This is a genomic window from Bacillus alkalicellulosilyticus, assembly GCF_002019795.1.
Taxonomy (GTDB): Bacteria; Bacillota; Bacilli; order Bacillales; family Bacillaceae_F; genus Bacillus_AO; species Bacillus_AO alkalicellulosilyticum.
Window position 1 is genome coordinate 1,530,962 of the sequence record NZ_KV917381.1, and the last position, 26,080, is coordinate 1,557,041.

A 26,080-nucleotide genomic window follows, 5' to 3' on the forward strand; every position below is an offset into this window, starting at 1 on the left:
TAATTCGTAATTTACTAATTAACTTGTGATTTATCCTCATTGTATTAGATTATTTACTGTCTTTTCTGAAACATAGAACGGCGAGTGATTGTCTATAGGAAACGGTCTGCATGCATTCAAAGGTATTGAATTAGTTTGGAACAAAACTATGAAAAATGAAAGAGGTTTTTCATGAAAATATTTGAGGCAAATAAAGTTTGCAAGAAGATAGATGGACATATGCTTATTAATGAAGTCTCCATAAGCATATCACAAGGGGAAAAGGTTGCTATTACAGGGAAAAATGGTTCGGGAAAAAGCAGCCTGTTGAAACTTCTAGGGGGTATTTTTACAGAAACTGAAGGGCAAGTGAAGCGACCTCAGATTAACATTGGATATGTCCCAGAACATTTTCCAGAAAATATTCGATTCAAAATACATGATTATTTAATGTTGGTGGGGAAAATGTCTTCTGGTTTGGAAGAAGAAATACTAAAAAGAATTGAGAGTTATGCAGAACTGTTTGCAATTCAAGAATTCTTGAATACCCCCTTAAAAAATTGTTCGAAAGGAACAAAGCAAAAAGTCGGAATAATACAGGCTCTATTAAATAACCCTGATTTATTACTATTGGATGAGCCGTTAACTGGGTTAGATGATAACGCAAAATTTGTACTTTTGACTCAGTTAAATAACCTTCAAAGCGATAAGACGGTGATTTTTACTACACATGAGCCCATACTAATTGAAAAGTTAGCTGATAGGATTTTAACGGTAGAGAATGGGAGAATCGTCTCTGATTCGACAACAGTAAAAAATAACGAGAAAGTAAGAAATATAATTGTCAAAATCACCAATAGAAATATAATTTCTGATATTCCTTCCATTAGTAGTGAATGGTTAGGGGGAGATACGGTTGAAATATGTGTATTTGCTAAGGAGTCTGATAAGATTTTGTCGATGTTACTTGAACGAGGTTGTTCAATAATTGAATTAATAGAGAAGAGGTAATAAGTTGCCGGCTTTCATTCTTTATCAATTAATAAGCTTTATTCGATCATTAAAATTTATTCCACCTGTTATTATTTTTTGTGCATGGGTGTTTATTTTATATGCTTATAAAAATGTTCCAATCCTCAGCAGTTACGCAATTACTTCTATTGTTATGTACCTAGTTATGACATGGGTTACAATGTCCATTTTTACACTAGACGAGGAAAGTGAAAAGCATATCTTATTCTCCCATCTTAGAAAAAAGTTGAATTACTTAATTGGTAAATGGATTACTATCCTAATTATCATGATACCGTTACTATTATTTGCTGTTTTTTACCCTATTTTTACAGGTAGCTTCAATGGGAGTATGTCATTAAAACTATATATTATTACTTTTTACAGTCACTTGGTCTTTATGGCATTCGGGATATTAGTTGGAACGCTATTTTCAGCTACTACACTTGCAACAAAAAAATACACTTGGGTTTCATCTGTATTGATAATTGTAATTTCACTTGCTTCAAAATCAATAATTGAAATGATGACACTCTTTAGTTTGATTTTATGGGTATTTCCCCCAGTGTTTAAGGTGATTGATTATATGAATGAAGAAGATCAAGTTCTATTAAATATGACATTATTATTCGATAGCGTTTTTGTAGTTGCTTATCTAATAATTGGTGCTGTCATATTAGTTCCACTCTTTTTAAAAAAAGAAGGTTAGCATCCATGTTAAGTTTTAAACATTACTCAAAGTCGCAATTGTTCTAAGACGATATAACTATTGCACTTAAGTTCTTTAAGGATAGTTTTAGCTAATATGTTTTTTCTATTACTACACGTAACACATATGTGTTACGTGTAGCTTTTTTTTGATTTATTTCCAAGAACATTATGATTTGACTTCCCTCGAAAAACAAAAACTACAAAAAAGAAAGGGTGAAACAATCATGGAGCCATTTATGCCGCAGCTCGTTTATATAGAACCACAAGCATTAGAGTATCCATTAGGTCGAGAGCTAAAAGAGAAGTTTGAAAAGATGGGCATTGAAATTCGTCAAACGACTTCCCATAATCAAGTTCGTAACATCCCAGGAGATAATGAACAACAGCAATACCGTAACGCAAAATCAACTTTAGTTGTAGGTGTTCGAAAAACACTTAAATTTGAGCAATCTAAGCCATCGGCCGAATATGCAATTCCTTTAGCGACAGGCTGTATGGGCCATTGTCATTATTGTTATTTGCAAACCACGATGGGGGACAAACCTTATATTCGTACGTACGTTAACCTTGAGGATATATTTGAACAAGCGACAAAATACATGGAGGAGCGAATCCCAGAAATTACTCGATTTGAGGCGGCTTGTACATCTGACATTGTTGGGATTGACCATTTAACACATTCACTAAAAAAAACGATTGAGTTTATCGGTCAAACAGATTTCGGTAGGTTACGATTTGTAACGAAATATCATCATGTAGACCATTTGTTAGATGCCAAGCACAATGGACGCACAAGGTTCCGTTTTAGTCTTAATTCAAATTATGTAATTAAGAATTTTGAACCTGGGACTTCGCCTTTTGAGAAAAGGATAGAAGCAGCTGGGAAGGTTGCAAAAGCAAATTACCCTCTTGGTTTTATATTGGCCCCATTATACCGACATGAGGGTTGGGAAGAGGGGTATTTAGAGTTATTTGAAAAGTTGAAGCAAACCCTTCCTGAAGAGGCTACCCATGACTTAACTTTTGAACTTATCCAACACCGTTTTACAAAAACAGCAAAACGAATTATTGAAAAACGATACCCAAAAACAAAATTGCAAATGAATGAGGATGACAGAAAATATAAATGGGGTAAATATGGAAGAGGGAAATATGTGTACAAGACGGATGAAGCAGATGAATTAAAACAAATAATTGAATCTTACATCCATACGTATTTTCCACAAGCAAAAATAGAATATTTTACATGATTTATTTTATTTCGTTGTTGATCCTTCTCCAATATAGTAAAATAGATATGATGCATTTGAATGTATTAAATTGTGCATTCATGGTGAAAGAATGGAGGAGACACCATGCCAACACCGAGTATGGAAGATTATTTAGAACGAATCTATTTATTAATTGAGGATAAAGGTTATGCACGAGTTTCCGATATAGCAGAGGCTTTGGAAGTCCATCCTTCTTCAGTTACTAAAATGGTACAAAAATTAGATAAAAGTGAGTATTTAATTTATGAAAAATACAGAGGCCTTGTACTGACTCCTAAAGGGAAAAAGATTGGAAAACGCCTCGTATACCGCCATGACTTACTTGAAGACTTTATGAAAATTATAGGTGTCGCTTCAGAAAACATTTATGGAGATGTTGAAGGAATTGAGCATCACCTTAGCTGGGACGCCATTGACCGAATTGGAGACCTTGTCCAGTTTTTTGAAGAAGACCCACAAAGAGTAGAGAGCTTACGAATCGTCCAAAAACGCAACGAAGAAGACCAATAAAGAGAAGGCCTATCACAGGAATGTTCCTCATGATGGGTCTTTTTTTAAATCCTCTATAGGAATATCTCAACTCCAGATTTATTAGGCACTTTCACGTATTTTTCCTCATACATTTAAAAGGAGAGGAGGGATGACGATGAAAATGGACGGAGTTTTTGCGGGTGGAGGAGTAAAGTGCTTCTCCTTCATTGGAGCATTACAAGTCTTTGAAGAAAAGAGTCACGAATTTGACCGGTTGGCCGGCACAAGTGCTGGAGCATTGTTTGCTGCTCTCATAAAAGCAGGATATACAAGTGAAGAATTAATTGAACTATTAAATGAATTAGAGGTTAGTTATTTCCTTGACCCGCGCAAAACCGTATTGCCATTTAAACTTATGCGTTGGGTTCTTTTATATTATCGATTAGGCTTATATAAAGGAAATGAGTTAGAGAAATGGGTGAAAGAAAAACTCGCAGCCAAGGGTGTGTCAACCTTTGCAGATTTACCTCCTGGCAGTTTGAAAATTGTCGTTTCAGATATTACGCGTGGGAGAATTGTGGTTATCCCTGATGACTTGCCACAATACGGATTAATTCCAGAAAAATTTTCAGTTGCGAAGGCCATCCGTATGAGCTGTAGCATTCCTTACTTTTTTGAGCCAGCTAAAATGTATGACCGTTCAGGAAAACCATCAATTATAGTTGATGGAGCGGTATTAAGTAACTTTCCGATATGGTTATTCCTTGACCGAAACCTGCGAGCAAAAAGACCAGTCGTTGGCTTTCGCTTAACACCAAAGTTAGAGGATATCCCCAAAAAGAAAGTTAGCAATGCTGTTGAAATGTTTCAATCTTTGTTTGATACGATGATGAAAGCTCATGACATTCGTTATATTATTAAAGAGCATGCGGATAATATTATCTTTATACCTATTGATGAAGTAAAGACAACGGACTTTAACATACCAGAAGAGAAAAAACGTGAGCTCATTGATTTAGGAAGAAAACAAACAGAAAAGTTTTTTAGAAAATGGAAGTATTAATAGAAAAAATCGAGCCATCTTTTAAAAGAGTGCTCGATTTTTTTTCTTGTTTTTTTTACCTTCAATTACAGTAAAGTTATGTTCGCTTTTCTTTTTATTCAAAGGCCGGACCTTCTTCTTTCCAGCGCTTGCTTTTATACGAGCTGGTGGAGTAGCTTTTGGTATGTTTTGCATTCTTGCTGTTGTTGGACGGTGAGAGTTAAAATTCATTTGCTTAGCGATAAATCGCTTGTATAGGAAAAATAACAGAAAAGCTAGGCCAACAAAAATTGCTATTTGTGCCAAAAATGCCGTTGTATTAAAGAGCAAACTGTAGAAAAGGCCAAACAAAGCCATGCCTATAATAATTGCTACAAATGGATTTATTGGTAGACGTGACACACTCCTCACCTCCATGTCTTATTTTCATTCATTTATTTATTCTACAATAGATCATTAAAATCCTTTATATTCCATTGTATAGTTTTCCCGTTTTTATGTTGGTTTACACATTATTTAAGAAAATAAGTAAAAAAATATCAAAAAGAATGCACAAGCCTTTGATGGTTATACTAGGTTTTGGAGGTGCTAACTATGTCAGAACAATTAGAACAAAGCAGAAATGAAGAACCAATGTCATTTAATGCAAAGGTGGCAACAATCGGTTTTGTTGGGGGAGTTTTTTGGAGCCTTATCGGTTATCTTGCTTTCTTTTTTAATTTTATGAGGGTAGGGCCGGCATTAGTACTAATGCCTTGGGCGTTAGGCGATTGGAAGAATGGTTATATTGGACAAATCGTTGGGATTTTTGTATTAGGTTTACTTTCTATTCTAGCTGCATTTTTATATAAAATTGTGTTACGAAAATTCGATAATATATGGGCAGGTATGTTCTTCGGTGGTGCACTTTGGTTTTTGGTATTTTATTTTTTAAATCCGTTATTTCATGGGTTGAAACCACTTACGCAGTTGGATATTAATACCATAATTACCTCTTTAAGTTTATATATATTATATGGGGTCTTTATTGGTTACTCAATATCCTATGAGTTTGTTGAAATGAACCAAAAGTCCGCTACGTAACTTGTTGAAGTATCCCTTTGCTATGGTAAAATGAACCATAAGATAGAGACTACTGTTTGCTCTGACATTCGCATACAGTAGTCTTGCAGAGTAGTTTGAAGGGAGAGGATCTTATGAGCAATAGAATTGATCGCTTGCGTATGCAGTTTTCAGAAAAGGGGATTGATGGGCTCTTAATAGCAAGTCCTTATAATCGACGGTATATCGCACATTTTACAGGCACAGCAGGTGTTGTTCTTATTTCAAATAAAGAAGCTAAATTCATTACAGATTTTCGTTATATGGACCAAGCTTCTGAACAAGCAGTAGGATATGAAATCGTTCAACATACAGGACCGATTTACCAAGAAGTTGCAAAGCAAGCTTCGTTAATGGGAATTACTGCATTAGGATTTGAACAAGAGCACGTAACCTACCAGACCTATGAAATCTATAAGAAAAATATATCGGCTAAGCTCGTTCCCGTCTCAGGAGTAGTGGAACAACTCCGTTTACATAAGGATGAAGAAGAGATTAGCATCATCACAGTTGCTGCAGAAATTGCTGATGCTGCGTTTGACCATATTGTTTCTTTCATTCAACCTGGTAAAACGGAACTTGAGGTTTCCAACGAGCTTGAATTTTTTATGAGAAAACAAGGAGCAGTGTCTTCATCTTTTGATATCATCGTTGCTTCAGGTGTCCGCTCTGCGTTGCCTCATGGCGTGGCATCAGATAAGGTATTGCAAAAAGGGGAATTAGTCACTCTTGATTTTGGAGCCTATTATAACGGGTATTGTTCAGATATCACAAGAACAGTAGCTATAGGGGAAATAAGTGATGAATTAAAGGCCATCTATCACACTGTAAAAGAAGCGCAACAAAGAGGCGTAGATGGAATTAAGCCTGGTTTGACTGGAAAACAAGCCGATGCGTTAACGCGAGATTATATTACTGAAAAAGGATACGGGCAGTATTTTGGTCATTCAACTGGACACGGATTAGGTCTAGAAGTTCATGAGGCGCCAACGCTTTCAATAAAGTCAGAAACGGTGCTCGAGCCGGGAATGGTTGTTACCGTTGAGCCAGGTATTTATATTACTGGAGTAGGTGGTACACGGATTGAGGATGATGTTTTAATTACTGCTGATGGTCACCGTTCCTTTACAAAGTCTACGAAAGAATTGCTTTTTGTCGGTGATTAATTACCGATCGTATGGTATAGTGTAAGATGGTATAAGTACATAAAGATAGATGGAGGATTTTCTATGATTTCGGTAAATGATTTTAAAACAGGATTAACGATTGAAGTGGATGGTGGAATTTGGCAGGTTATGGAATTCCAACACGTAAAACCAGGTAAAGGTGCTGCTTTTGTTCGTTCTAAGCTTCGTAATCTACGTAATGGTTCCGTTCAAGAAAAGACGTTTCGTGCTGGTGAAAAAGTAGCTAAAGCTCGTATTGAAAATCGTCGTATGCAATATTTATATGCAAGTGGTGATGTTCATACATTCATGGATAATGAATCATACGAACAAATAGAATTATCGACTGACCAAATTGAATACGAATTGAAGTTCCTTAAAGAAAACATGGAAGTTCAAATTATGCAATATGGTACGGAAATTCTTGGAGTAGAAGTTCCGAATACAGTTGAGCTTGAAGTAACTGAAACAGAACCTGGTATTAAAGGGGATACATCTAGCGGTGGAACAAAGTCAGCGGTTTTAGAAACTGGCTTAAATGTTCAGGTTCCTTTTTTCGTAAATCAAGGCGACCGTCTTATCATTGATACAAGAAACGGCTCATACGTTTCTCGTGCATAATAAATAATCAAAAGCGTCCAATGGTCAATGACCATTGGACGCTTTTTACTATTAAGATAGCTAAAGGGCACTGCATAGTCCGAAAAAGAGTGAATATAGAAGCAAAGCTAAAGTAAAGTCTGAAGAAAGACGGAAGGTCGTTCATCGAGTGAATGAATGACGTTATAGGAGCGGGAGGAAGAAGAAAGGTCGTTCATGGATCGAATGAACGACTTTAAAGGAGCATGAGGAAGGAGAAAGGTCGTTCATTGAGTGAATGAACGACTTAAGAGGAGCAGGAGGAAGCGAAAAGGTCGTTCATAAAGCGAATGAACGACTTAAGAGGAGCGGGAGGAAGAAGAAAGGTCGTTCATGGATCGAATGAACGACTTTAAAGGAGCATGAGGAAGGAGAAAGGTCGTTCATGGAGCGAATGAACGACTTAAGAGGAGCAGGAGGAAGCGAAAAGGTCGTTCATAAAGCGAATGAACGACTTTAAAGGAGCAGGAGGAAGCGAAAAGGTCGTTCATGGATCGAATGAACGACTTAAGAGGAGCGTGAGAAAGGAGAAAGGTCGTTCATTGAGTGAATGAAAGAAGGTACAAGAGTTGCAAGGCCAAAATAAAGCCGCCTAAGAAGAAAATTGTCCGAGCTGACGAGGTGGTCAAGCCCAAAACAAGTCGAACCGAATCCGCATGAACCCCATAACACCAAATATATAAAAAAAGAACCAAAAATTGTTCAAAAGCTGGTGATGAACAATTTTAGTTCTTTTTTTATATAAGCACTTAGCTATTTCATTTTTCTTATTACTCGTACAGTTCCCAGGCTAATTTAAGAGACTCTACAATGTTATCTGCAATAGCTTCCACATCTAAATCGTCTGTTTGATATTGTGAATTATGAAGTGAATATGTTTCTTGTCTTTTGTGAAAAAGTTCTTCAATTTCTTCAATCTTACGCCCTTGTAAAACAGGGCGGCTATCGATAAGGATATCTAACCGCTCTTTCCACGTCTCCCACGATACATCCAAATGGAACACGATGCAGTTTTCCAAACAGACTTCTTGAATTTCCTTTTGGAGAAATGCGCCGCCACCTAACGATAAAACCTTTAGCTTTTGTTTGCAAAATGTAGTGGTCATTTCTTTTTCTTTTTCTCTAAATGCTTTTTCTCCTATCGTTTGAAAAATTTCAGGAATCGGCATCGAGAACTCTTTTTCGATTTCTTTATCGATATCGATAAAGGTGCGATATAGTTTTTGGGCGACTAGTTGACCTACTGTCGTTTTTCCTACCCCCATAAAACCTATAAATACAATACTTTTTTCTCTAAGATTCATTGCAAGCACTTCCTACTATATTTTAATAATTTATCACTCTGTCTAAGATGGTTGTTTTACCATATGCACGATTTGCCGAAGTGTTTCAATCGGGATTTGGCCAGGGGCGGAGCTTTTTTCTCCTACTGCAAATGTAACGACTGACCCATAGAACCAGCCCATTACTCTACTGATGGCACCTAGTTCTCCCATAGACATCGTGATAACCGGAATTTCCAACGTCTCACTTGCCTCTTTAGTGACTTCTAATAAAGCATGAACGTCATTTTTATGTAAAGGCATAACTGCCACTTTTGCTATATCAGCTCCGTAAAACTCCATCTGAAGTAACCTTTTAAGAATTTCTTTTTGGGGAGGAGTCTTTTCAAAATTATGATGTGATAAAACGAGCAGTGTATTGTGTTGTTTTGACACATCTCTAAGCTTTGCGATATGAGCAGGGTCATTGGCTAGCTCAAAGTCAACCATAGAGACATACTTACTTTTGCTCATTTCGCAAAGTAGCTCAACAACTTCTTCTGTACTGAGAGAAATAGCTTGTCCGCCTTCTTTCTGAGAACGGATTGTAACTAGAAGTGGGATGCGTTGTCCGTGTTCGTGCAATTTCTCTAATGTCAAAATGACGGCATCTACACTATCAATATCATCAAAAAAATCAAGGCGCCACTCGATGATGTCGGGTTGTTTTGGAATGATAACCGCAAGCTCACTTAGCAGACTCTCCGTATTATTACCGGTTAAAGGCGTGCAAATATATGGTACATCTTTTCCGTTTACTAAATCTTGTAACATAAATCCTCCTCATTGTTCCTGTGTACTCTATTTTAATTAATCTTAATCATAAAAGTCGAAAAGAGCAACACCCATTAGTGAATCAAAGAATAAACAAAGCATAGTTCTACATTGGACTTGCTTATCATAGGTTGTACTAAGAGATAGTACTGGGGTGAGAGAGATGAAATCAATTCTATCAGGGCTTGAGGCAGCTGTTATGGGTATGGTCGCGATTCGATTAATTTCAGGAATGATTGAATTAACAGCAGCAGCTCTAATGTTTAAGTTCAATAGTATAGAAAAAGCAGTAGCCATTAATGCCTTATTGGCCGTTGTGGGACCCATCGTTTTAATATCGACGATGACTGTAGGATTAATTGGAATGGCTGACAAGTTATCATTTGGGAAGCTCCTTTTAATTGGAGCTGGAGTAGCCTTGATTTTAATAGGATTGAAAAAGTAAACGGACTTTAGATTATTGAGCATAATCTTGTCCATTCTGCATAGGTTTTCTAAGAAATACATTGTCAAGCGATGAAAGGAAGAGTCGTTATGGAAGAAATCAATATGGTATTACCAGAAACGGTAAAAGGTGTTCTTGCTGAGTTTCCACCTTCCTTAACAAAGGATATTGAAGAAATTAGAATTCGTATCGACCGTCCCTTAGAAGTTATCGCTGCCGGGAAGCCTTACAACCCTTCGTATTTTGGAACACCTTATCTAATTACTCATGAAGATGCAAAGTTTCTGTTAAATCAGTTAAGTCAATACTCTCTCTATGCCTTTGAAGAAGAATTAAAACGAGGCTACATCACCATACGAGGTGGCCATCGTGTTGGCTTAGCTGGGAAAGTGATTATTGAACAAGGCCAAGTGAAAGCATTGAAGGAAATCAGTTCCTACAATATTCGAGTAGCCAAACAAAAAGTGGGCGTTGCTAACAGGCTTATTCCTCACTTGTATGAAAAAAGGTGGCTCAACACATTAATCATTGGTCCGCCACAAACAGGAAAAACAACATTACTTCGTGATATTGCACGCTTAATCAGCTGTGGTTCGATACCAGACAAAATTCCTTCACAAAAAGTAGGGATAGTTGATGAGCGCTCTGAAATCGCAGCATCTGTAAATGGAATTCCTCAACATGAGCTAGGAAGTCGAGTAGATGTCCTTGATGGATGTCCAAAAGCAGAGGGAATGATGATGCTCATTCGCTCAATGAGTCCGGATGTATTAATCGTTGATGAAATTGGTAGAAAAGAAGATGCAATTGCGATTCAAGAGGCCATTAATGCGGGAGTACAACTGATAACAACTGTTCATGGCTTTGACATGGAAGACATTGAACAGCGTCCTATCGTAAAAGAGTTACTAGATATTGGAGCGTTTGAACGATGCATTGAACTCACTCGAACAAAAGGTGTTGGGACGATTCGAAGAATACGGAACAACCTTAAGAAAGATGTGGTGAGGATCATTTGAAGCTTTTAGGAGCAATCATCATCTTAATTGGGTCAACATGGGTAGGATTTGAATTTGCTAAAAGACTAAGTGAACGTCCAAGACAGCTAAGGCATTTAAAGGTAGCCTTACAGTCTCTTGAGGCAGAAATAATGTATGGGATGACCCCTTTAGCCCAAGCGAGTGCTAACTTAGCAAAACAACTTCCTAAGCCAATGACGTATTTATTTGAAAGGTTTTCCTATCATTTACTTAACCATAGAGATAGTGTTGCAAGCGCCTGGGAAGAAAGTTTACGAGAAACGTGGCATTTAACAGCTCTTCTCCAATCGGAATTTGAAATTATGAAACAATTTGGAACGACTCTAGGTCAGCACGACCGGGCCAATCAACAAAAGCAAATTCGACTAACGCTCGCTCACCTTGAACGAGAAGAAGGAGATGCAAGAGACAAGCAAAACCGTTACGAAAAAATGATAAAAAGTCTCGGATTCTTAACAGGTTTACTCATCATTATTTTAATGCTGTAGGAAGTTAGGAGAGAGAACTGATGGTAAGAGGAGGAGAGATGCGTGGCTTATGACGTTAATACAATCTTTCAAATTGCTGGAATAGGAATAGTGGTCGCCATGATTCATACGGTTTTAAAGCAAATGGGAAAGGAAGATTGGGCGCACTGGGTAACATTAATTGGCTTTGTCGTTGTGTTATACATGGTTGCTTCTATCGTAGATGACCTCTTTCAAAAAATTAAGGGCGTATTCCTCCTGCAGGGGTAAAAGGGGGTGTTGGCCATTGAAATTGTTCAAATTGTAGGATTGGGGCTGGTGACGACGTTCCTAGCCCTCGTTGTGAAAGAACATAAACCGCTATTTGCCTTTTTGTTAACGGTATTCGTTGGTATTATCATCTTCCTTTTTCTAATTGATGAAATTTCAAAAGTGCTAGGGATGTTAGAAACGATTGCTCAAAGCGCAAACATTAATATGGTTTACCTACAAACGATTTTAAAAATTATCGGGATTGCCTATATTTCAGAGTTTGGTGCTCAAATTGCAAAAGATGCAGGACAAGCCGCCATCGCTTCAAAAATTGAACTAGCTGGAAAAGTCTTAATCATGGTCATGGCGATACCGATTTTAACGGCAATTATCGAAATGATTATTAACCTTATTCCAAATTAAAATTCAAAGGATACTAAGGGTGGTACAAGCCATATGAAGGGGGTGAGGTATTGCGCACAGTCGTTTTCACAATACTATTGACGCTTTTATTATTTCCAGCCATCACATTTGCTGAAACAGTAGACAAGCCCGATGAAGGATTTGTTGAACAACAACTCGATAATTTAGGCCTTGATGAGGTCAGAGAATATTGGGATCAAATTGCTCATGAGTATGGTGGATTCTTACCTGAAAGTCAAAAAGGATCATTGCTAGATTTTTTGAGGGGGGACAAGCAATTCGCTCCTAAGGAATGGCTCATCGGGTTAGTGAAATTTCTTTTACATGAATTGCTCGTCAATGGAAAATTACTTGGAATGTTAATTCTGCTAACGGTGTTTTCTATGATTCTTCAAACGTTACAAAATGCATTTGAACAGCACACGATTAGTAAAGTCGCATATGCGATTACGTATATGGTACTCATTGTTCTTGCTTTAAATAGTTTCCATGTTGCGATTGTTTATGCGGTTGATGCGATCAATACAATGATTCATTTCATGATGGCACTAATCCCTTTATTGTTAGCTTTAATGGCTTCCATTGGAAGTGTCACATCGGTCGCTTTTTTCCACCCAATCATTGTGTTCCTTGTAAATACAAGCGGTCTACTGATTCAAAATTTTGTGATGCCTTTGTTATTTTTATCAGCGATTCTTAGCATTGTAAGTACGCTTACTTCTCATTACAAAGTAACCAAACTAGCAGATTTTTTACGTAACCTTAGTCTCGGGGCGTTAGGAGCCTTTTTGACGATTTTCCTTGGTGTTATCTCTGTTCAAGGGGCAACAAGTGCTGCTGCAGATGGAATAACAATTCGAACGGCTAAGTTTGTTGCAGGTAACTTTGTACCGGTGGTAGGGAGAATGTTCACCGATGCGGCAGACACCGTTATGGGTGCTAGTGTCCTATTGAAGAATACTGTTGGACTAGCTGGGTTAGTTATCTTAATTTTATTGTGTGCATTTCCAGCGATTAAAGTTCTTTCACTAGCTCTTATTTTTAACATTGCGGCAGCCGTGTTACAGCCTCTTGGTGGGGGGCCTATCATTGATTGTTTAACGATTATTGGGAAGTCAGTCATCTTTATTTTCGCTGCATTGGCTACAGTATGCTTAATGTTCTTTCTAGCAGTTACGATTATCATCGCAGCTGGAAATGTATCACTTATGATGAGGTAAGGAAAGGAGATGTAAAATGGCCGTACTCACAGAATGGATTACTAATATTATATTGCTCATTTTATTAGCGACCATTGTTGAGTTGTTGCTTCCTAATTCTAGCATGCAACGCTATGTGAAAATGGTCGTGGGCCTTCTATTGCTCGTCATGCTTCTAAACCCTATATTATCAGTATTTTCAAAGGATGTGAATGAATTGATTCCACTACTAAATGAACACCAAACTTCAGAAAGTTCACTACAAAATTCAATAGAATTAAAGAAAATAGAAATAGAAATGGGACAACGTGCATATATTTCAGAACAGGTGGCTGTCCAAATGAAGAGACAAGTGGAAGAGGAGTTGATTGAAAGGTTCGATGTAAAAGCAAAAGACATAACATTAGAGATTGATGAAGTTTCTGGTCATTCAGATGAAGTTGATGTGAAAGAAGTATCCATTCACCTAGCAAAAGAAACAGAAGAACTTGCAAATGAAGACACCATTGAAACCGTAGCGGTCGTTCGTATTGACATTAACGAAAGGTCATCAGATGACAAAGAGGACACACCAGATGTGAATGAAATTCTTTCGTTTTTATCAACGGAATGGCAAATTCCAAAGGACATTATCACGGTATTTTGGGAAGGGGGCGAGCAATAACCATGGATTCGGGCGAAAAAGACACGCAATGGTTAAAGAAACTGTTTGAAAAAAAGGGGGAAGGCAAGAAGGGGAATCAGAAGATGCATTATTTGGTCATGATTCTGTGCGTAGGTGCAGCCCTCATGATATTAGGAAACTTTTTCTCAGACGATGAACCTTCTTCGGGAACTCAACCTGTCTTTAATGAAACTGAAACAACTTCTACTTCTGATGAACAAGCCGTCTTTGGACAAAAGGACAGCTCAGAACCTTCTACCATGAAAGAATATGAAGTACGCTATGAAAATCAACTTAAAGAAGTACTGGACCAAATCATAGGGGTCTCTGAAGTTTCGATTATGATTAATCTAGCAACAACGGAAAGTAAGGTTTATGAGAGAAATACAAGCACGAAAGAACAAATGACAAATGAAACCGACCGTGAAGGCGGGAAAAGAAATGTAGAAGATACTTCAAGAGATGAACAGGTTGTTATTGTTCGAAACGGTGACAGAGAGGAACCTCTTCTTGTTAAAGAAGAAAAGCCTGCAATACGAGGCGTTCTTGTTGTCGCTAAAGGGGTCGAAAATGCACAAGTAAAATCTTGGGTCGTAGAAGCCGTTAGTAGAGTACTAGATGTACCTTCACATCGAGTTTCTGTGCTCCCTAAAAAATCAGAGGAGGAATAAAAAATGGTATTAAAAAGACAAACGGTATGGTTATTAACAATGCTTAGCTTAATTATTGTATTATCGGTCTACTACATGACATCTCCGGGGGAATCACTTGATAATTATGCATACGTAGATGAGGATGAGGCAAATGTTTCAGAAGATGAAGCACAAGTTTCTCTACAGCTTGATGAAGAAGGAATGTCTTTAGCTGTTCAAGAAACTGAAGAAGGTGTGATTTCTGCCATTTCAAGCGATGAAACATTTACGACATTACGTTTAGAGCGTCAAATCAGTCGTGATAGAATGTTAGAATCATTTACAAACATTATTACATCAGATGCTTCAGCAGAAGCAATTGCTCAAGCGGTTAGCAAGCAGGAAGCGTTACTTGCTCAGCAACAACAAGAGGAGTTACTAGAAACATTAGTGAAAACAAAAGGCTACGATGATGTCCTTGTTATTGCAAGAGATGACAACAATGTAAACATTATCGTAAAAGCGGATGAGCTAACTCCAGCACAAGTAGTAGAAATTTTAGGGATGGCTAGAGACCAGCTTGGAGAAAAGCAAGTGGCCGTTGTTCATCAACCAATTTCGAAATAATATAAAAGGGGGGTGTGACAAAGGGTTGTACCTTTTGTCACACCCTCTAAGCAATGAGCGAAACCGCCACATTCTTTTAAAGCCCGTTGTGAGTGGGTTCCCTCACAACGGGCTTTGTGGCAGTAAAGTCATTGCAGTTGTGTTAGCTAGTTGTAGACTATGGTTTGATTTTATTATCCCTTTTAGACATTTTTCAGGAACTTGTCCTTAATTTGAAGGTAAGTTTTTCTAAATTTCTTATACATGCTATACTATATGAAGTGGATAAGGTATATAATAGTTTACCGTATATAAGAAATTTTCTGGACAAAGAAAGGGAGAGATTACCAACATGGAATGGAATGACCTGACTGAAGGCGCAAAAGCAGTTCTTGAGCAAACAAGAAATTTAAAAAATGACAACATTCAAATTGTAGAATTTGAGGTTGGATTTGAGCAGGAATTTGAAACCGAAAGTGGAAAAGTATATACAGTATCCATCCAAGAAGAAGATTATGCGAGCTTAAAACGATTTACAAAAGAGAATGAGTATGGTGATAAATATCATATGGCGAGAAACAAAAACATCGTGAAAATTATCCTTCTTGAGAATGATAAGATTCCTGATAATTTATCTGAGTTTCCTGTATTTAGACAATACAAAACGGATGCGATTGTGAAAGAAGCGGCGGTTGTAGAAGAAGGAGAGAACTAAGGCGACGATGTGTCGCTTTCTTTCTATCATTTTTATATGACCTGGTAGTAAAAAAGGGACAATCCTTTAAAGGAACTTAAAAATCAGTAATGAGTTTACCATTGATCATATGGTATAATGGGTAGGTACTAAATGGAAGAGTTGAAGTCAGGAGGAAGTAGTATGTTAAAAATTCAAGAAATTAGAGAATTAATTAAACTCATTGATAAATCAAATATCGATGAATTTAAATTCGAACAATCGGGAACAAAAATCACCCTTAAAAAACAAAGCCAATCTTCATATTCAGAGGTTGATGTACCTAGCTCACAACCGGTAAGTCGTGAAGTTGTTCCTCAACAGGCTGCTGTACAAATTCAAACTCAAAAATCAGAGCCGATTGTTGAGAGCACACCAGTAGAAAGCGATAGCTCATTACATAAAATCGTCTCTCCAATGGTTGGTACATTTTATAGTGCCCCATCTCCAGATTCAGATCCTTATGTAAGAGAAGGAGATAGCGTAAAAGAAACAACGGTAGTTTGTATCGTCGAAGCGATGAAACTAATGAATGAGATTGAGGCAGAAGTGAAAGGAAAAGTTGTGGAAGTCCTAGCTGAAAATGGTCAGCTTGTTGAATATGGTCAACCACTATTTTTAGTTAAGCCGGAGTAGGAGAGTTGTCATGATCAAAAAACTGTTAATTGCAAATCGTGGGGAAATCGCAGTTCGTATTATTCGAGCTTGCCGAGAACTAGGAATTGAAAGTGTTGCTGTGTATTCTGAGGCGGATAAAGATTCTTTACATGTTCGGATGGCGGACGAAGCTTATTGTATTGGGCCGACCCCATCCCCGAAAAGTTACTTGAATTTCACGAACATCATGAGCGTTGCGACGTTAACAGAAGTCGATGCCATTCATCCGGGTTACGGTTTTTTAGCGGAAAACGCTGATTTCGCTGAAATTTGTGCAGCTTGTAATATTACTTTTGTTGGCCCAAGTCCTGAAGCGATCAATAAAATGGGGACAAAAGACGTGGCACGAGATACAATGGAAAAAGCGGGTGTACCGATTGTTCCCGGTTCAGATGGAATTGTTCCATCTGTTGAAGCTGGAATCCAAGTAGCGAATGAAATAGGATATCCTGTTATCATTAAAGCTACTGCAGGTGGAGGCGGAAAAGGTATCCGAGTTGCTCGAACGGAAGAAGAATTGAAAAAAGGAATTAATATCACGCAACAAGAAGCAGCAACAGCCTTTGGTAACCCAGGGGTTTACATCGAGAAATTTATTGAAGATTTTCGCCATGTCGAGATACAAGTGTTAGCGGATAACTACGGGAATACAATTCACCTTGGTGAGCGTGACTGCAGTATTCAGCGACGTTTGCAGAAACTCCTTGAGGAAACGCCATCACCTGCATTAGATGGTGAAAAGCGAGCTGAAATGGGAGAAGCTGCAGTAGCAGCGGCAAAAGCCGTTAATTATTCCGGAGCAGGCACAGTTGAATTTATTTTCGACCACAACAATGGTAATTTTTACTTTATGGAAATGAACACTCGTATTCAAGTGGAACATCCTGTAACCGAAATGGTAACTGGCATTGACTTGATTAAAGAACAAATCAAAGTAGCAGCCGGCGAAAAATTATCGGTAACGCAAGAGGAAGTTACTTTTAATGGTTGGTCGATTGAGTGTAGAATAAATGCAGAGAATCCTGATAAAAATTTCATGCCATCACCAGGGACGATTACAAGCTATTTACCTCCTGGAGGCTTAGGAGTTCGCATTGATTCTGCTGCGTATCAAGGGTATACAATATCACCTTTTTACGATTCGATGATTGCCAAAGTTATCACGTATGGTGCAACTCGAGAAGAAGCGATTTCAAGAATGAAAAGGGCTCTAACAGAGTTTGAAATCGAAGGGATTGAAACAACAATACCGTTTCACTTGAGATTGCTTAACCATGAAACCTTTGTGTCTGGCGAGTTTAATACGAAATTTTTGGAATTGCACGACCTAACTTCAAAGAAAGCGTAAAAATACACTCAAAGGAAGGTACGATAATATGGAGGTGTCTAATATGAGCGAAAATCATATTCTTGAAATGGAAGATGAAAAAAGTGAACTAGGCAAGGTTGAAATCTCTCCAGAGGTGATCGAAGTTATCGCCGGTATTGCTGCTTCAGAAGTAGAAGGTGTAGCAACAATGCGTGGGAACTTTGCGACTGGAGTTGCGGAACGACTTGGCAGAAAAAATCATGGCAAAGGGATTAAAGTTGATTTAGGAGAAGAAGGAATTTCCGTTGATGTTTCTGTAAACATCACGTACGGAGTTTCTATTCCTGAAGTCGCTAAAAAAATCCAAACAAACATTAAACTAGCGCTAGAAACGATGACAGCGATTGAATTACAATCTGTAAATGTTCACGTGGTAGGCATTCAATTTGAAGCTGCCGTAGAACAACCTATTGAAGAAACAGGAATTTAACGTATTGCAGGTCCAAATCTTAATGGGTTTGGACCTTTTATTTTTTGATGCCCTTTTTTTTGCGGACACTGAGTCCTTTATTTTGCCTGAAATGGGTCATTTTCGAATGGAACGGACACTGAGTCCGCTATTATCAATATAAACCACGATTTCTACTTCATTTTTGATAAATAGGGTCTTCTGTGTCCGTTAGCAAATAAAAACAGCGGTTTTACTAGAAATAAAGGAACGTGTGTCCGTTAGCAAGCTGGCTCCGCCCTCTGCAAAATGGATGGCCATCCATTTTAAAAAAAGGCAGAGGCTTCGCACAGCATTCAAAGACCGAGTCAAAGGAATAAACCCTCCTTTGGAACGAGGAAGCAAGCTGGCTCCGCCCTCTGCAAAATGGATGGCCATCCATTTTTGAAAAGAGGCAGAGGCTTCGCACAGCATTCAAAGACCGAGTCAAAGGAATAAACCCTCCTTTGACTCGGTCTTTTTCGATCATTTTCGTGGTTTTACTGTTATCCGTTCTAGAGTTATGCTATTATCTATCATAGAAGAATTTGGATACGTGATATGAATAAGGATTTTTTTGTCCATTATAGTAATAGGTATCAATTTTAGAGTCGGTAAAGGAGTTAAAGTAGAAATGAACAGACGATTAGCAAGGTTACGAGCTGTACAGGCATTGTTTCAAATAGACCTAACTGATGCGCCGTGGCAAGAAGCTGTTGATAACACTCTTGATGAAGGCGAGGAGTTAACGCCGTTTTTAGAGGAGATTATTACAGGAACATTACAACATAAAGAATCCATTGATGAGATTTTAAAGAAAAACATCGAAAATTGGTCATTGGAGAGAGTCGGTAATGTGGACCGTGCGATCTTACGTATGGCCATTCACGAGATGAAATATATCGATGATATACCAAAAAATGTAACATTTAATGAAGCGATCGAGCTTGGAAAAGCGTTTGGTGGAGAGGAATCTGGGAGATTTATTAATGGGGTTCTATCCAACGTCGTAGCTAATTTAGAAAAATAAATTAAAACAAACATTAGGGATTGGAGTGTTTCAACATGTCAGCAGTTGTAATTAGTGGTAAGGAGTTAGCAGCAAAAAAGAGAGAAGAAATGAAACAAGAGGTAGCGGATTTAACAGCTATTGGTAAACAACCAGGACTTGCTGTGATTTTAATTGGTGACAACCCAGCTTCACGTTCTTATGTAAAAGCAAAACAAAAAGCATGTGAAGAAATTGGTCTTCATTCGGTATTAATAGAACTTCCGGAGGATACGACAGAAGCAGAATTGTTACAACAAATCGGAGCACTTAACGAAGATAATTCGATTCATGGAATCTTGGTTCAATTGCCATTACCAAATCATATTAGTGAACAAGCGGTGATTGAGAAAATTAGTCCTGACAAAGACGTAGATGGATTTCACCCAATTAGTATCGGGAAAATGATGATTGGTGAAGAAACCTTTTTACCATGTACACCGTTTGGTATTGTGGAAATGATTAAATCAAAACAAATCCCCATTGTCGGGAAGCATGTTGTCGTGGTGGGAAGAAGTAATATTGTCGGAAAGCCAGTTGGACAGTTGTTACTTAATGAGCATGCGACAGTGACCTATTGTCATTCAAAAACAGAAAATATGAAGGAAATTACAAAACAAGCTGATATTTTAGTTGTAGCAGTAGGTCGAGCTAATTTTATCGGTGCTGAATTTATAAAAGACGGTGCTGTTGTAATTGATGTTGGTGTTAATCGTTTAGACACAGGAAAGCTTGTTGGAGATGTAAAGTATGATGAGGCGAAAGAAGTCTCTTCATATATTACTCCTGTTCCAGGTGGGGTAGGACCGATGACAATTACAATGCTTCTTCATAATACAATCGAATCTGTAAAAAGAATGAAGGTATAAAGGAAGATGGGTATGGCAGAAGAAAAGTTTCTTACTGTTACAGAAGTTACCAGATACGTAAAAAAGACATTTGATGAAGATCCTATTTTGCAGGATGTCTGGATTCGTGGTGAGCTTTCCAACTTTAAGGAGCACAGCAGAGGCCATATGTATTTTACAGTAAAAGACTCTGGAGCCCGCCTTCAAGGAGTTATGTTTGCTGGGAACAACCGTTTCCTAACGTTTCGCCCAGACAATGGAATGAAAGTTCTTATTCGAGGGAATCTGTCTGTTTATGAACCATATGGTCAATATCAACTGTATGCCAGAGAGATGCAACCAGATGGGATCGGCAATTTATTTTTAGCTTATGAACAACTAAAAGCTAAGTTAGAGGCAGAAGGCCTGTTTGAGCAACATATCAAAAAACCATTGCCATCTTTTGCAAAAGAAATAGGAATCGTGACTTCGCCAACTGGGGCTGCTATACAAGATATGATTACGACAATTAAAAGACGCTTTCCAGTAGCGAAAATCACACTGTTGCCTGTTTTAGTTCAAGGTGAAGGTGCTGCATCTTCCATTGCCAAAGCGATTAAACAAGCTAATGATAGAGCCGGATTTGACGTTTTAATTGTGGGACGAGGTGGCGGTTCAATAGAGGAACTCTGGGCTTTTAATGAGGAATTAGTCGCAAGAGCCATATATGAATCAACCATTCCAATCATATCTGCTGTCGGTCATGAAACCGATTATACAATAGCTGATTTTGTCGCGGATATGAGAGCGGCCACTCCAACAGCTGCAGCGGAGTTAGCAGTCCCTGTATTACATGATTTATTAGATAAGGTTGAAGGACTACAACACCGCATAGTAAGAGCGACTAAAGAACGAATCCAAGCCGAACGGTCGAAAATTGCTCGCCTGGAAAAGTCGTATGCATTTCGGTATCCGGAACAACTGCTACGTCAAAAGGAACAACAGCTTGATAAAGCGATAGAACGATTGGAACGTGAATACATACGTGTCATTAAAACGAAGAAACAACGAATAGAGCAGGCAAGTAAAGAATTGAAAAGACATCATCCAATGATGGCTGTCGCTCAAGCCAAAAAAGAAGTAGCTGTACAAAAAGAGTTACTCAAAAAAGGAATGGAAACAATGTTTGCTACTAAAGAAAATCTCTTTCAGCATACATTGGATAAGCTTAAAGTTCTCAGTCCGCTTGCGATGATGAATAGAGGATATAGCTTAGTGTATACCGGGAATGAATTATTGAAGTCGGTGTCACAAACGAAAAAAGGAACAGATGTAACCATACAGGTCAAGGATGGAAACATTCACTGTCAAGTAGACCATATCACGAAAAAAGAGATTTTATAAAGGAGATGGAGAACGTGTCTAATGTAGATAATAAGCCATCGATATCTTTTGAAGAGGCATTAGAGCAACTTGAAACTGTAGTAGAAAAGCTTGAACAAGGAGATGTCCCTCTTGAAGAAGCGATATCAATGTTTCAAGATGGAATGAAGCTCTCAAAATTATGCCATGAAAAACTGACAGCTGTTGAGAAGCAAATGGAACATATTTTACATGAAGACGGAGAGCTTGAAACAGCTATCTTTCAGGAGGATGTAAAAGAGTGACAATTATCCAATTAAAAGATTATTTGCAAGAAGAAAAAAAGAAAATTGATAATGCGTTACCACATTATATTGAACGACTTAATGCACCTAAAACAATTAAAGATGCCATGCTTTACTCATTGCGTGCTGGTGGTAAGCGGGTGAGACCGATTTTATTATTAGCCACTTTGCATGGATTTAATCAAGATGAAGAAATTGGTATGGATGTAGCTTGTGCGATTGAAATGATACATACATACTCGCTTATTCATGATGATTTACCAGCCATGGATGATGATGATCTTAGAAGAGGTCTCCCGACAAACCACAAAGTTTTTGGAGAAGCGATGGCTATACTGGCTGGAGATGCCCTATTAACCTATAGCTTTCAGTTAATTGCAAATAGCAAAAATCCTTATATTACACCTGAGATGAAAGTAGCAATTATTGAAGGGTTAGCGAAAGCAGCTGGTCCAGAAGGCATGGTCGGCGGGCAAGTGGCCGATATAGAAGGAGAAGGTCAATCGCTTACACTCGAGCAATTAGAAAATGTACATCACCATAAAACAGGTGATTTATTATCTTTCTCTGTGAAGGCAGGAGCGATACTAGCTAAGGCGGAACCTGATGAGATAGAAGCCTTAGAAAGCTTTGCAAAAGAACTTGGACTCGTTTTTCAAATTAAAGATGATATCCTTGATATTGTAGGCGATGAGAAAACAATTGGAAAGCCAGTCGGTAGCGATACATCAAATGATAAATCAACGTACCCAAGCTTACTTACATTAGAAGGTGCAAAAGCAAAACTTTCTGAGCATACAAAAGCAGCTAAAGAATATTTATATAAAGTAAACATGGAAAACTCATTATTAGAGGCCATTACTGACTATATTGTCGAACGGGACCATTAGATTTGATTCCCGCCGTTACCATTCATTTTCATTGAGCGTATAATGCACAAATGATATACTTGTATCATTGCTGAGTGGTGCAGTATTCTAGTCAGTTCTCTATACTTGAGGGCGGGCCTAAAAATCCGCCGAAGGGCACATCGATGAAGCTCCTTGTGTCGGCTTGAGGCGCCCAGCCTTGGGTCGGCGCTGGGTGTTAAGGTATTAGGGCGATCCACAATGGCATGTGGGCGTTGACCCTAATTACCGCGGAGGCCTTACTTCCTCCTTTTTGGAAAAGTAGGGTATGAACCTGTGACGGCAAACTCGGGAAGTTTGCTAGCAGCGTAGCCTGCCTTGAGTGGAGTTAGAGGGGATTATGGGATTTGGGAATGACCATTGTCGGCCAACAATGGTGATTTTTTCTAGCCATATGAAATCTACTCTGCAAAAGAGGATAAAAGTATAGCCAGGAGCTGTTGAGGAAAACTCCTAGACTGTTTGATTTGGACATTTAAAGAGGATTGAAGTGTGGACTAAGTGGTAATCCAGTCTAACGTTTGGTGACAACGTTAAGGTAAACGTAAAGGGAAACCGCCAGAGCGGCGACGCTCGGGTGTTTATCTGGGAAATCCTACTGGACCTAAGCCGCAGCGTTTACTCTTTAAATGACCACTCAGAGTACATAATGATGGGAAAGTATAAAGTATACTTTCCCTTTACACTTATTATAAAATGAAGGTGTCGAAGTTAAACGATGAAACATTCCCTGTTGAATACAATACATTGGAGCTTAGGGATTGCCGTTATCACACTGGTGCTAGCGGCTATTTTTTCCATCATATCAACCTTTTTGCTAAGTGGTGTGACATGGGCTGTTGGCATGGTAATCGTGTTAATAATTGTGTTAATTGGTATCTTCTTTGATACAATAGGCGTAGCAGCCACTGCAGCAAATGAAGCTCCTTTTCATGCGATGGCGTCTAAACGAATCAAAGGCGCTAGGCATGCGGTTTCGATTACAAGAAACGCGGATAAATTTGCAAACTTTTGTAATGATGTCATAGGAGACATTTCAGGGATTGTCAGTGGAACTGCAGCTGCTTTTGTAGTCTTGCAGCTATCGTTACAACTTGGACATGGTGATGGTACTTATTTTCAATTTTTTGTATCTGTATTGTTTACAAGTGTCGTTGCAGCAATCACAGTAAGTGGAAAATCAATCGGAAAAACGTTAGCTATTCAATATTCTACTCCAATTATTTTTCAAGTTGGTAGATTATTGTATATTATAGAGGTAAAATTAAAACTAAGGATTTTCTCTACAAATGGGAAAGCCAAACGGAAAGACCAGAAAAATCGAAAGTGAGGGTACTTATGGATATCGAGCAAATTAAAGACCCTAGTACCATAAAACATTACTCAAAAGCAGAACTAGAAGCACTAGGACAAGACATTAGGGATTTCTTAATAAAAAAATTATCTGTAACAGGAGGGCATTTGGGCCCTAATCTTGGAGTAGTTGAGCTAACATTGGCACTTCATAAGACGTTTGACAGTCCAAAAGATAAATTTATTTGGGATGTGGGACATCAAGCGTATGTTCATAAAATTCTTACTGGTCGTGCAGATAGGTTTGATGAATTAAGACAGTATAAAGGACTTTGTGGGTTCCCAAAACGCGATGAAAGTGAGCATGATGTTTGGGAAACAGGACATAGTTCAACTTCCCTATCGGCTGCGATGGGTATGGCGACTGCACGTGATATTAAAGGAACCGATGACCACGTTGTAGCCATTATTGGAGATGGTGCACTTACGGGTGGTATGGCATTAGAGGCACTTAATCACATTGGCCACGAGCAAAAAGACCTGATCGTTATTTTAAATGATAATGAAATGTCAATCGCTCCGAATGTAGGTGCTCTTCATAATGTGCTTGGTCGTTTACGAACAGCAGGAAAATACCAAAAAGCAAAAGAAGAACTTGAAATGCTTATTAAAAAAATACCTGCCTTTGGTGGCAAGTTAGCTTCCACAGCTGAGCGAGTCAAGGATAGTCTGAAATACTTACTGGTTTCTGGTATCTTCTTTGAAGAAATGGGCTTTACGTATTTAGGGCCAGTTGATGGACATGATTTAGATGATATTTTAAATAATTTACAATATGCGAAAAAGACAAAAGGACCTGTTTTATTACATGTCCTTACGAAAAAAGGGAAGGGCTATGCTCCTGCAGAAAATGATGCACAGGGAACATGGCATGGACTAGGACCCTATAAAATTGAGTCAGGTGAAGTGGTAAGTAAGCCAGGACCACCAAGTTATAGTGGTGTCTTTAGTTCTACATTAAAGAAAATCGCTCGCAGTGATAACCGAGTAGTTGCGTTAACAGCAGCGATGCCAGGTGGAACGAAATTAGATCAGTTTGCAAAAGAATTCCCGGATCGCATGTTTGATGTGGGAATTGCGGAACAACATGCAACCACAATGGCTGGTGGACTAGCAACACAAGGGTTAAAACCAGTGTTTGCTGTATATTCTACATTCCTTCAACGTGGCTATGACCAGGTGGTTCATGACGTCTGTCGTCAAAACTTAAATGTTGTGTTTGCGATTGACCGTGCAGGACTCGTTGGGGCTGATGGTGAAACTCATCAAGGAGTGTTCGATATTGCTTTCTTACGTCACATCCCGAATATGGTCATTTTAATGCCAAAGGATGAAAATGAATTACAACATATGTTATATACAGCCATTCAATATGACGATGGACCAATTGCCGTTCGTTACCCACGTGGAAACGGCTATGGGATAAAAATGGACGAGAACCTTAAAAAGCTTCCTATCGGAAAGTGGGATGTTCTCCAAGATGGAAATGAAGCCTGTATCTTAACCTTTGGTACGATGATTCCTGTAGCAGAACAAGCAGCTAATGATTTATCAGCACAAGGAATTTCTGTTAAAGTAGTAAATGCAAATTCCGTAAAACCATTGGATGAGGAATTATTACTAGGCCTTGCGAAATCGAATTGCCCGATTCTTACACTTGAAGAAGCAGCGATTCAAGGTGGGTTCGGCAGTGCGGTACTTGAGTTCTTCCATGACAACGATTTCCATGATGTTACCGTAAAGAGAATGGGTATTCCAGATCGTTTCATTGAACATGGTAGTGTGTCTCAGCTTTTAGAAGAAGTTGGCTTGACTTCTAAGGATGTCGTTGAAAACATTCGACTTATGTTACCTAGGAAGAGACAAAGGGCGTAAG

The 26,080-nt window shown here is 38.4% G+C and carries 31 protein-coding genes; 28 read left to right on the forward strand and 3 right to left on the reverse strand.

What is annotated here, in order from left to right; translation table 11 throughout:
* Positions 1–171: 171 nt before the first annotated feature.
* From BK585_RS07815 to BK585_RS07835, 5 genes are all read left to right on the forward strand, one after another.
* A complete protein-coding gene (locus BK585_RS07815) occupies positions 172–990 on the forward strand; it encodes an ATP-binding cassette domain-containing protein (RefSeq protein ID WP_078552906.1) in 819 nt (272 codons plus the stop codon).
* Positions 991–994: 4 nt separating this feature from the next.
* The gene (locus BK585_RS07820; RefSeq protein WP_078552907.1) at positions 995–1,699 is read left to right on the forward strand and encodes a hypothetical protein; all 705 of its coding nucleotides are present in this window, start codon (positions 995–997) and stop codon (positions 1,697–1,699) included.
* A 223-nt stretch (positions 1,700–1,922) separates the two neighbouring features.
* Positions 1,923–2,951, forward strand: a complete 1,029-nt coding sequence (gene splB, locus BK585_RS07825) for a spore photoproduct lyase (RefSeq protein ID WP_139367644.1) — start codon at positions 1,923–1,925, stop codon at positions 2,949–2,951.
* Between the two features lie 105 nt (positions 2,952–3,056).
* Entirely contained in the window at positions 3,057–3,482 is a 426-nt protein-coding gene (mntR, locus tag BK585_RS07830; protein ID WP_078552909.1) for a transcriptional regulator MntR, read from the forward strand.
* Positions 3,483–3,618: 136 nt separating this feature from the next.
* Positions 3,619–4,506: a patatin-like phospholipase family protein gene (locus tag BK585_RS07835; protein WP_078552910.1), complete on the forward strand. Its 888-nt coding sequence runs from the start codon at positions 3,619–3,621 to the stop codon at positions 4,504–4,506.
* Positions 4,507–4,527: 21 nt separating this feature from the next.
* Here BK585_RS07835 and BK585_RS07840 read toward each other — a convergent pair whose 3' ends face one another.
* Positions 4,528–4,887, reverse strand: coding sequence for an SA1362 family protein (locus BK585_RS07840; RefSeq protein WP_078552911.1), 360 nt, complete (start codon positions 4,885–4,887; stop codon positions 4,528–4,530).
* A gap of 192 nt (positions 4,888–5,079) precedes the next feature.
* On the opposite strand from BK585_RS07840, the gene BK585_RS07845 reads away from it, so the two are divergent.
* The 3 genes from BK585_RS07845 (at position 5,080) to efp (ending at position 7,373) form a co-directional block, all read left to right on the forward strand.
* Entirely contained in the window at positions 5,080–5,568 is a 489-nt protein-coding gene (locus BK585_RS07845) for a YqhR family membrane protein (protein WP_078552912.1), read from the forward strand.
* A gap of 113 nt (positions 5,569–5,681) precedes the next feature.
* On the forward strand, positions 5,682–6,752 hold the full coding sequence (locus BK585_RS07850; RefSeq protein ID WP_078552913.1) for a M24 family metallopeptidase: 1,071 nt from the start codon (positions 5,682–5,684) through the stop codon (positions 6,750–6,752).
* A 63-nt stretch (positions 6,753–6,815) separates the two neighbouring features.
* Complete coding sequence (gene efp, locus BK585_RS07855) at positions 6,816–7,373, forward strand: elongation factor P (protein ID WP_078552914.1); 558 nt, start codon at positions 6,816–6,818, stop codon at positions 7,371–7,373.
* A gap of 788 nt (positions 7,374–8,161) precedes the next feature.
* On the opposite strand, the gene BK585_RS07860 is transcribed toward efp, so the two are convergent.
* A complete protein-coding gene (locus BK585_RS07860) occupies positions 8,162–8,695 on the reverse strand; it encodes a shikimate kinase (protein WP_078552915.1) in 534 nt (177 codons plus the stop codon).
* A 42-nt stretch (positions 8,696–8,737) separates the two neighbouring features.
* Entirely contained in the window at positions 8,738–9,487 is a 750-nt protein-coding gene (gene aroD / locus BK585_RS07865; RefSeq protein ID WP_078552916.1) for a type I 3-dehydroquinate dehydratase, read from the reverse strand.
* A 163-nt stretch (positions 9,488–9,650) separates the two neighbouring features.
* Between aroD and BK585_RS07870 the strand changes: the two genes are divergently transcribed.
* From BK585_RS07870 to dxs, 20 genes are all read left to right on the forward strand, one after another.
* On the forward strand, positions 9,651–9,932 hold the full coding sequence (locus BK585_RS07870) for a YqhV family protein (RefSeq protein WP_170885506.1): 282 nt from the start codon (positions 9,651–9,653) through the stop codon (positions 9,930–9,932).
* Positions 9,933–10,021: 89 nt separating this feature from the next.
* Positions 10,022–10,951 (forward strand): stage III sporulation protein AA, encoded by a 930-nt coding sequence (spoIIIAA, locus tag BK585_RS07875; protein WP_078552917.1) that lies wholly within the window; start codon positions 10,022–10,024, stop codon positions 10,949–10,951.
* The gene (spoIIIAB, locus tag BK585_RS07880; RefSeq protein ID WP_078552918.1) at positions 10,948–11,460 is read left to right on the forward strand and encodes a stage III sporulation protein SpoIIIAB; all 513 of its coding nucleotides are present in this window, start codon (positions 10,948–10,950) and stop codon (positions 11,458–11,460) included. The genes spoIIIAA and spoIIIAB overlap by 4 nt, the downstream gene beginning before the upstream one ends.
* A 42-nt stretch (positions 11,461–11,502) precedes the next feature.
* On the forward strand, positions 11,503–11,709 hold the full coding sequence (gene spoIIIAC, locus BK585_RS07885) for a stage III sporulation protein AC (protein WP_026674905.1): 207 nt from the start codon (positions 11,503–11,505) through the stop codon (positions 11,707–11,709).
* A 9-nt stretch (positions 11,710–11,718) separates the two neighbouring features.
* Positions 11,719–12,114: a stage III sporulation protein AD gene (gene spoIIIAD / locus BK585_RS07890; RefSeq protein WP_139367645.1), complete on the forward strand. Its 396-nt coding sequence runs from the start codon at positions 11,719–11,721 to the stop codon at positions 12,112–12,114.
* A gap of 50 nt (positions 12,115–12,164) precedes the next feature.
* Entirely contained in the window at positions 12,165–13,334 is a 1,170-nt protein-coding gene (gene spoIIIAE / locus BK585_RS07895) for a stage III sporulation protein AE (protein WP_078552919.1), read from the forward strand.
* A 16-nt stretch (positions 13,335–13,350) separates the two neighbouring features.
* Complete coding sequence (gene spoIIIAF / locus BK585_RS07900; protein ID WP_078552920.1) at positions 13,351–13,977, forward strand: stage III sporulation protein AF; 627 nt, start codon at positions 13,351–13,353, stop codon at positions 13,975–13,977.
* A gap of 2 nt (positions 13,978–13,979) precedes the next feature.
* Positions 13,980–14,648, forward strand: a complete 669-nt coding sequence (gene spoIIIAG / locus BK585_RS07905) for a stage III sporulation protein AG (RefSeq protein WP_078552921.1) — start codon at positions 13,980–13,982, stop codon at positions 14,646–14,648.
* 3 nt (positions 14,649–14,651) lie between these two features.
* Positions 14,652–15,236 carry a SpoIIIAH-like family protein gene (locus tag BK585_RS07910; RefSeq protein WP_078552922.1) on the forward strand — a complete coding sequence of 195 codons (585 nt, stop codon included), beginning with the start codon at positions 14,652–14,654 and terminating at the stop codon, positions 15,234–15,236.
* A gap of 331 nt (positions 15,237–15,567) precedes the next feature.
* Positions 15,568–15,930 (forward strand): hypothetical protein, encoded by a 363-nt coding sequence (locus tag BK585_RS07915; RefSeq protein ID WP_078552923.1) that lies wholly within the window; start codon positions 15,568–15,570, stop codon positions 15,928–15,930.
* 162 nt (positions 15,931–16,092) lie between these two features.
* Positions 16,093–16,584: an acetyl-CoA carboxylase biotin carboxyl carrier protein gene (gene accB, locus BK585_RS07920; RefSeq protein WP_078552924.1), complete on the forward strand. Its 492-nt coding sequence runs from the start codon at positions 16,093–16,095 to the stop codon at positions 16,582–16,584.
* A gap of 10 nt (positions 16,585–16,594) precedes the next feature.
* Positions 16,595–17,953, forward strand: coding sequence for an acetyl-CoA carboxylase biotin carboxylase subunit (accC, locus tag BK585_RS07925; RefSeq protein WP_078552925.1), 1,359 nt, complete (start codon positions 16,595–16,597; stop codon positions 17,951–17,953).
* Positions 17,954–17,996: 43 nt separating this feature from the next.
* Positions 17,997–18,404 carry an Asp23/Gls24 family envelope stress response protein gene (locus tag BK585_RS07930; protein WP_078552926.1) on the forward strand — a complete coding sequence of 136 codons (408 nt, stop codon included), beginning with the start codon at positions 17,997–17,999 and terminating at the stop codon, positions 18,402–18,404.
* Positions 18,405–19,035: 631 nt separating this feature from the next.
* The gene (gene nusB / locus BK585_RS07940; RefSeq protein ID WP_078552928.1) at positions 19,036–19,431 is read left to right on the forward strand and encodes a transcription antitermination factor NusB; all 396 of its coding nucleotides are present in this window, start codon (positions 19,036–19,038) and stop codon (positions 19,429–19,431) included.
* Positions 19,432–19,466: 35 nt separating this feature from the next.
* The gene (gene folD / locus BK585_RS07945; protein ID WP_078552929.1) at positions 19,467–20,318 is read left to right on the forward strand and encodes a bifunctional methylenetetrahydrofolate dehydrogenase/methenyltetrahydrofolate cyclohydrolase FolD; all 852 of its coding nucleotides are present in this window, start codon (positions 19,467–19,469) and stop codon (positions 20,316–20,318) included.
* Between the two features lie 12 nt (positions 20,319–20,330).
* On the forward strand, positions 20,331–21,680 hold the full coding sequence (gene xseA / locus BK585_RS07950; RefSeq protein WP_078552930.1) for an exodeoxyribonuclease VII large subunit: 1,350 nt from the start codon (positions 20,331–20,333) through the stop codon (positions 21,678–21,680).
* 41 nt (positions 21,681–21,721) lie between these two features.
* Positions 21,722–21,943, forward strand: coding sequence for an exodeoxyribonuclease VII small subunit (locus tag BK585_RS07955; protein WP_281248952.1), 222 nt, complete (start codon positions 21,722–21,724; stop codon positions 21,941–21,943).
* The gene (locus BK585_RS07960) at positions 21,940–22,833 is read left to right on the forward strand and encodes a polyprenyl synthetase family protein (RefSeq protein ID WP_139367517.1); all 894 of its coding nucleotides are present in this window, start codon (positions 21,940–21,942) and stop codon (positions 22,831–22,833) included. The genes BK585_RS07955 and BK585_RS07960 overlap by 4 nt, the downstream gene beginning before the upstream one ends.
* 736 nt (positions 22,834–23,569) lie before the next feature.
* Complete coding sequence (locus BK585_RS07965) at positions 23,570–24,181, forward strand: hypothetical protein (protein ID WP_078552932.1); 612 nt, start codon at positions 23,570–23,572, stop codon at positions 24,179–24,181.
* Positions 24,182–24,189: 8 nt separating this feature from the next.
* Positions 24,190–26,079, forward strand: a complete 1,890-nt coding sequence (gene dxs / locus BK585_RS07970; RefSeq protein ID WP_078552933.1) for a 1-deoxy-D-xylulose-5-phosphate synthase — start codon at positions 24,190–24,192, stop codon at positions 26,077–26,079.
* The last annotated feature ends 1 nt before the right edge of the window (position 26,080 follow it).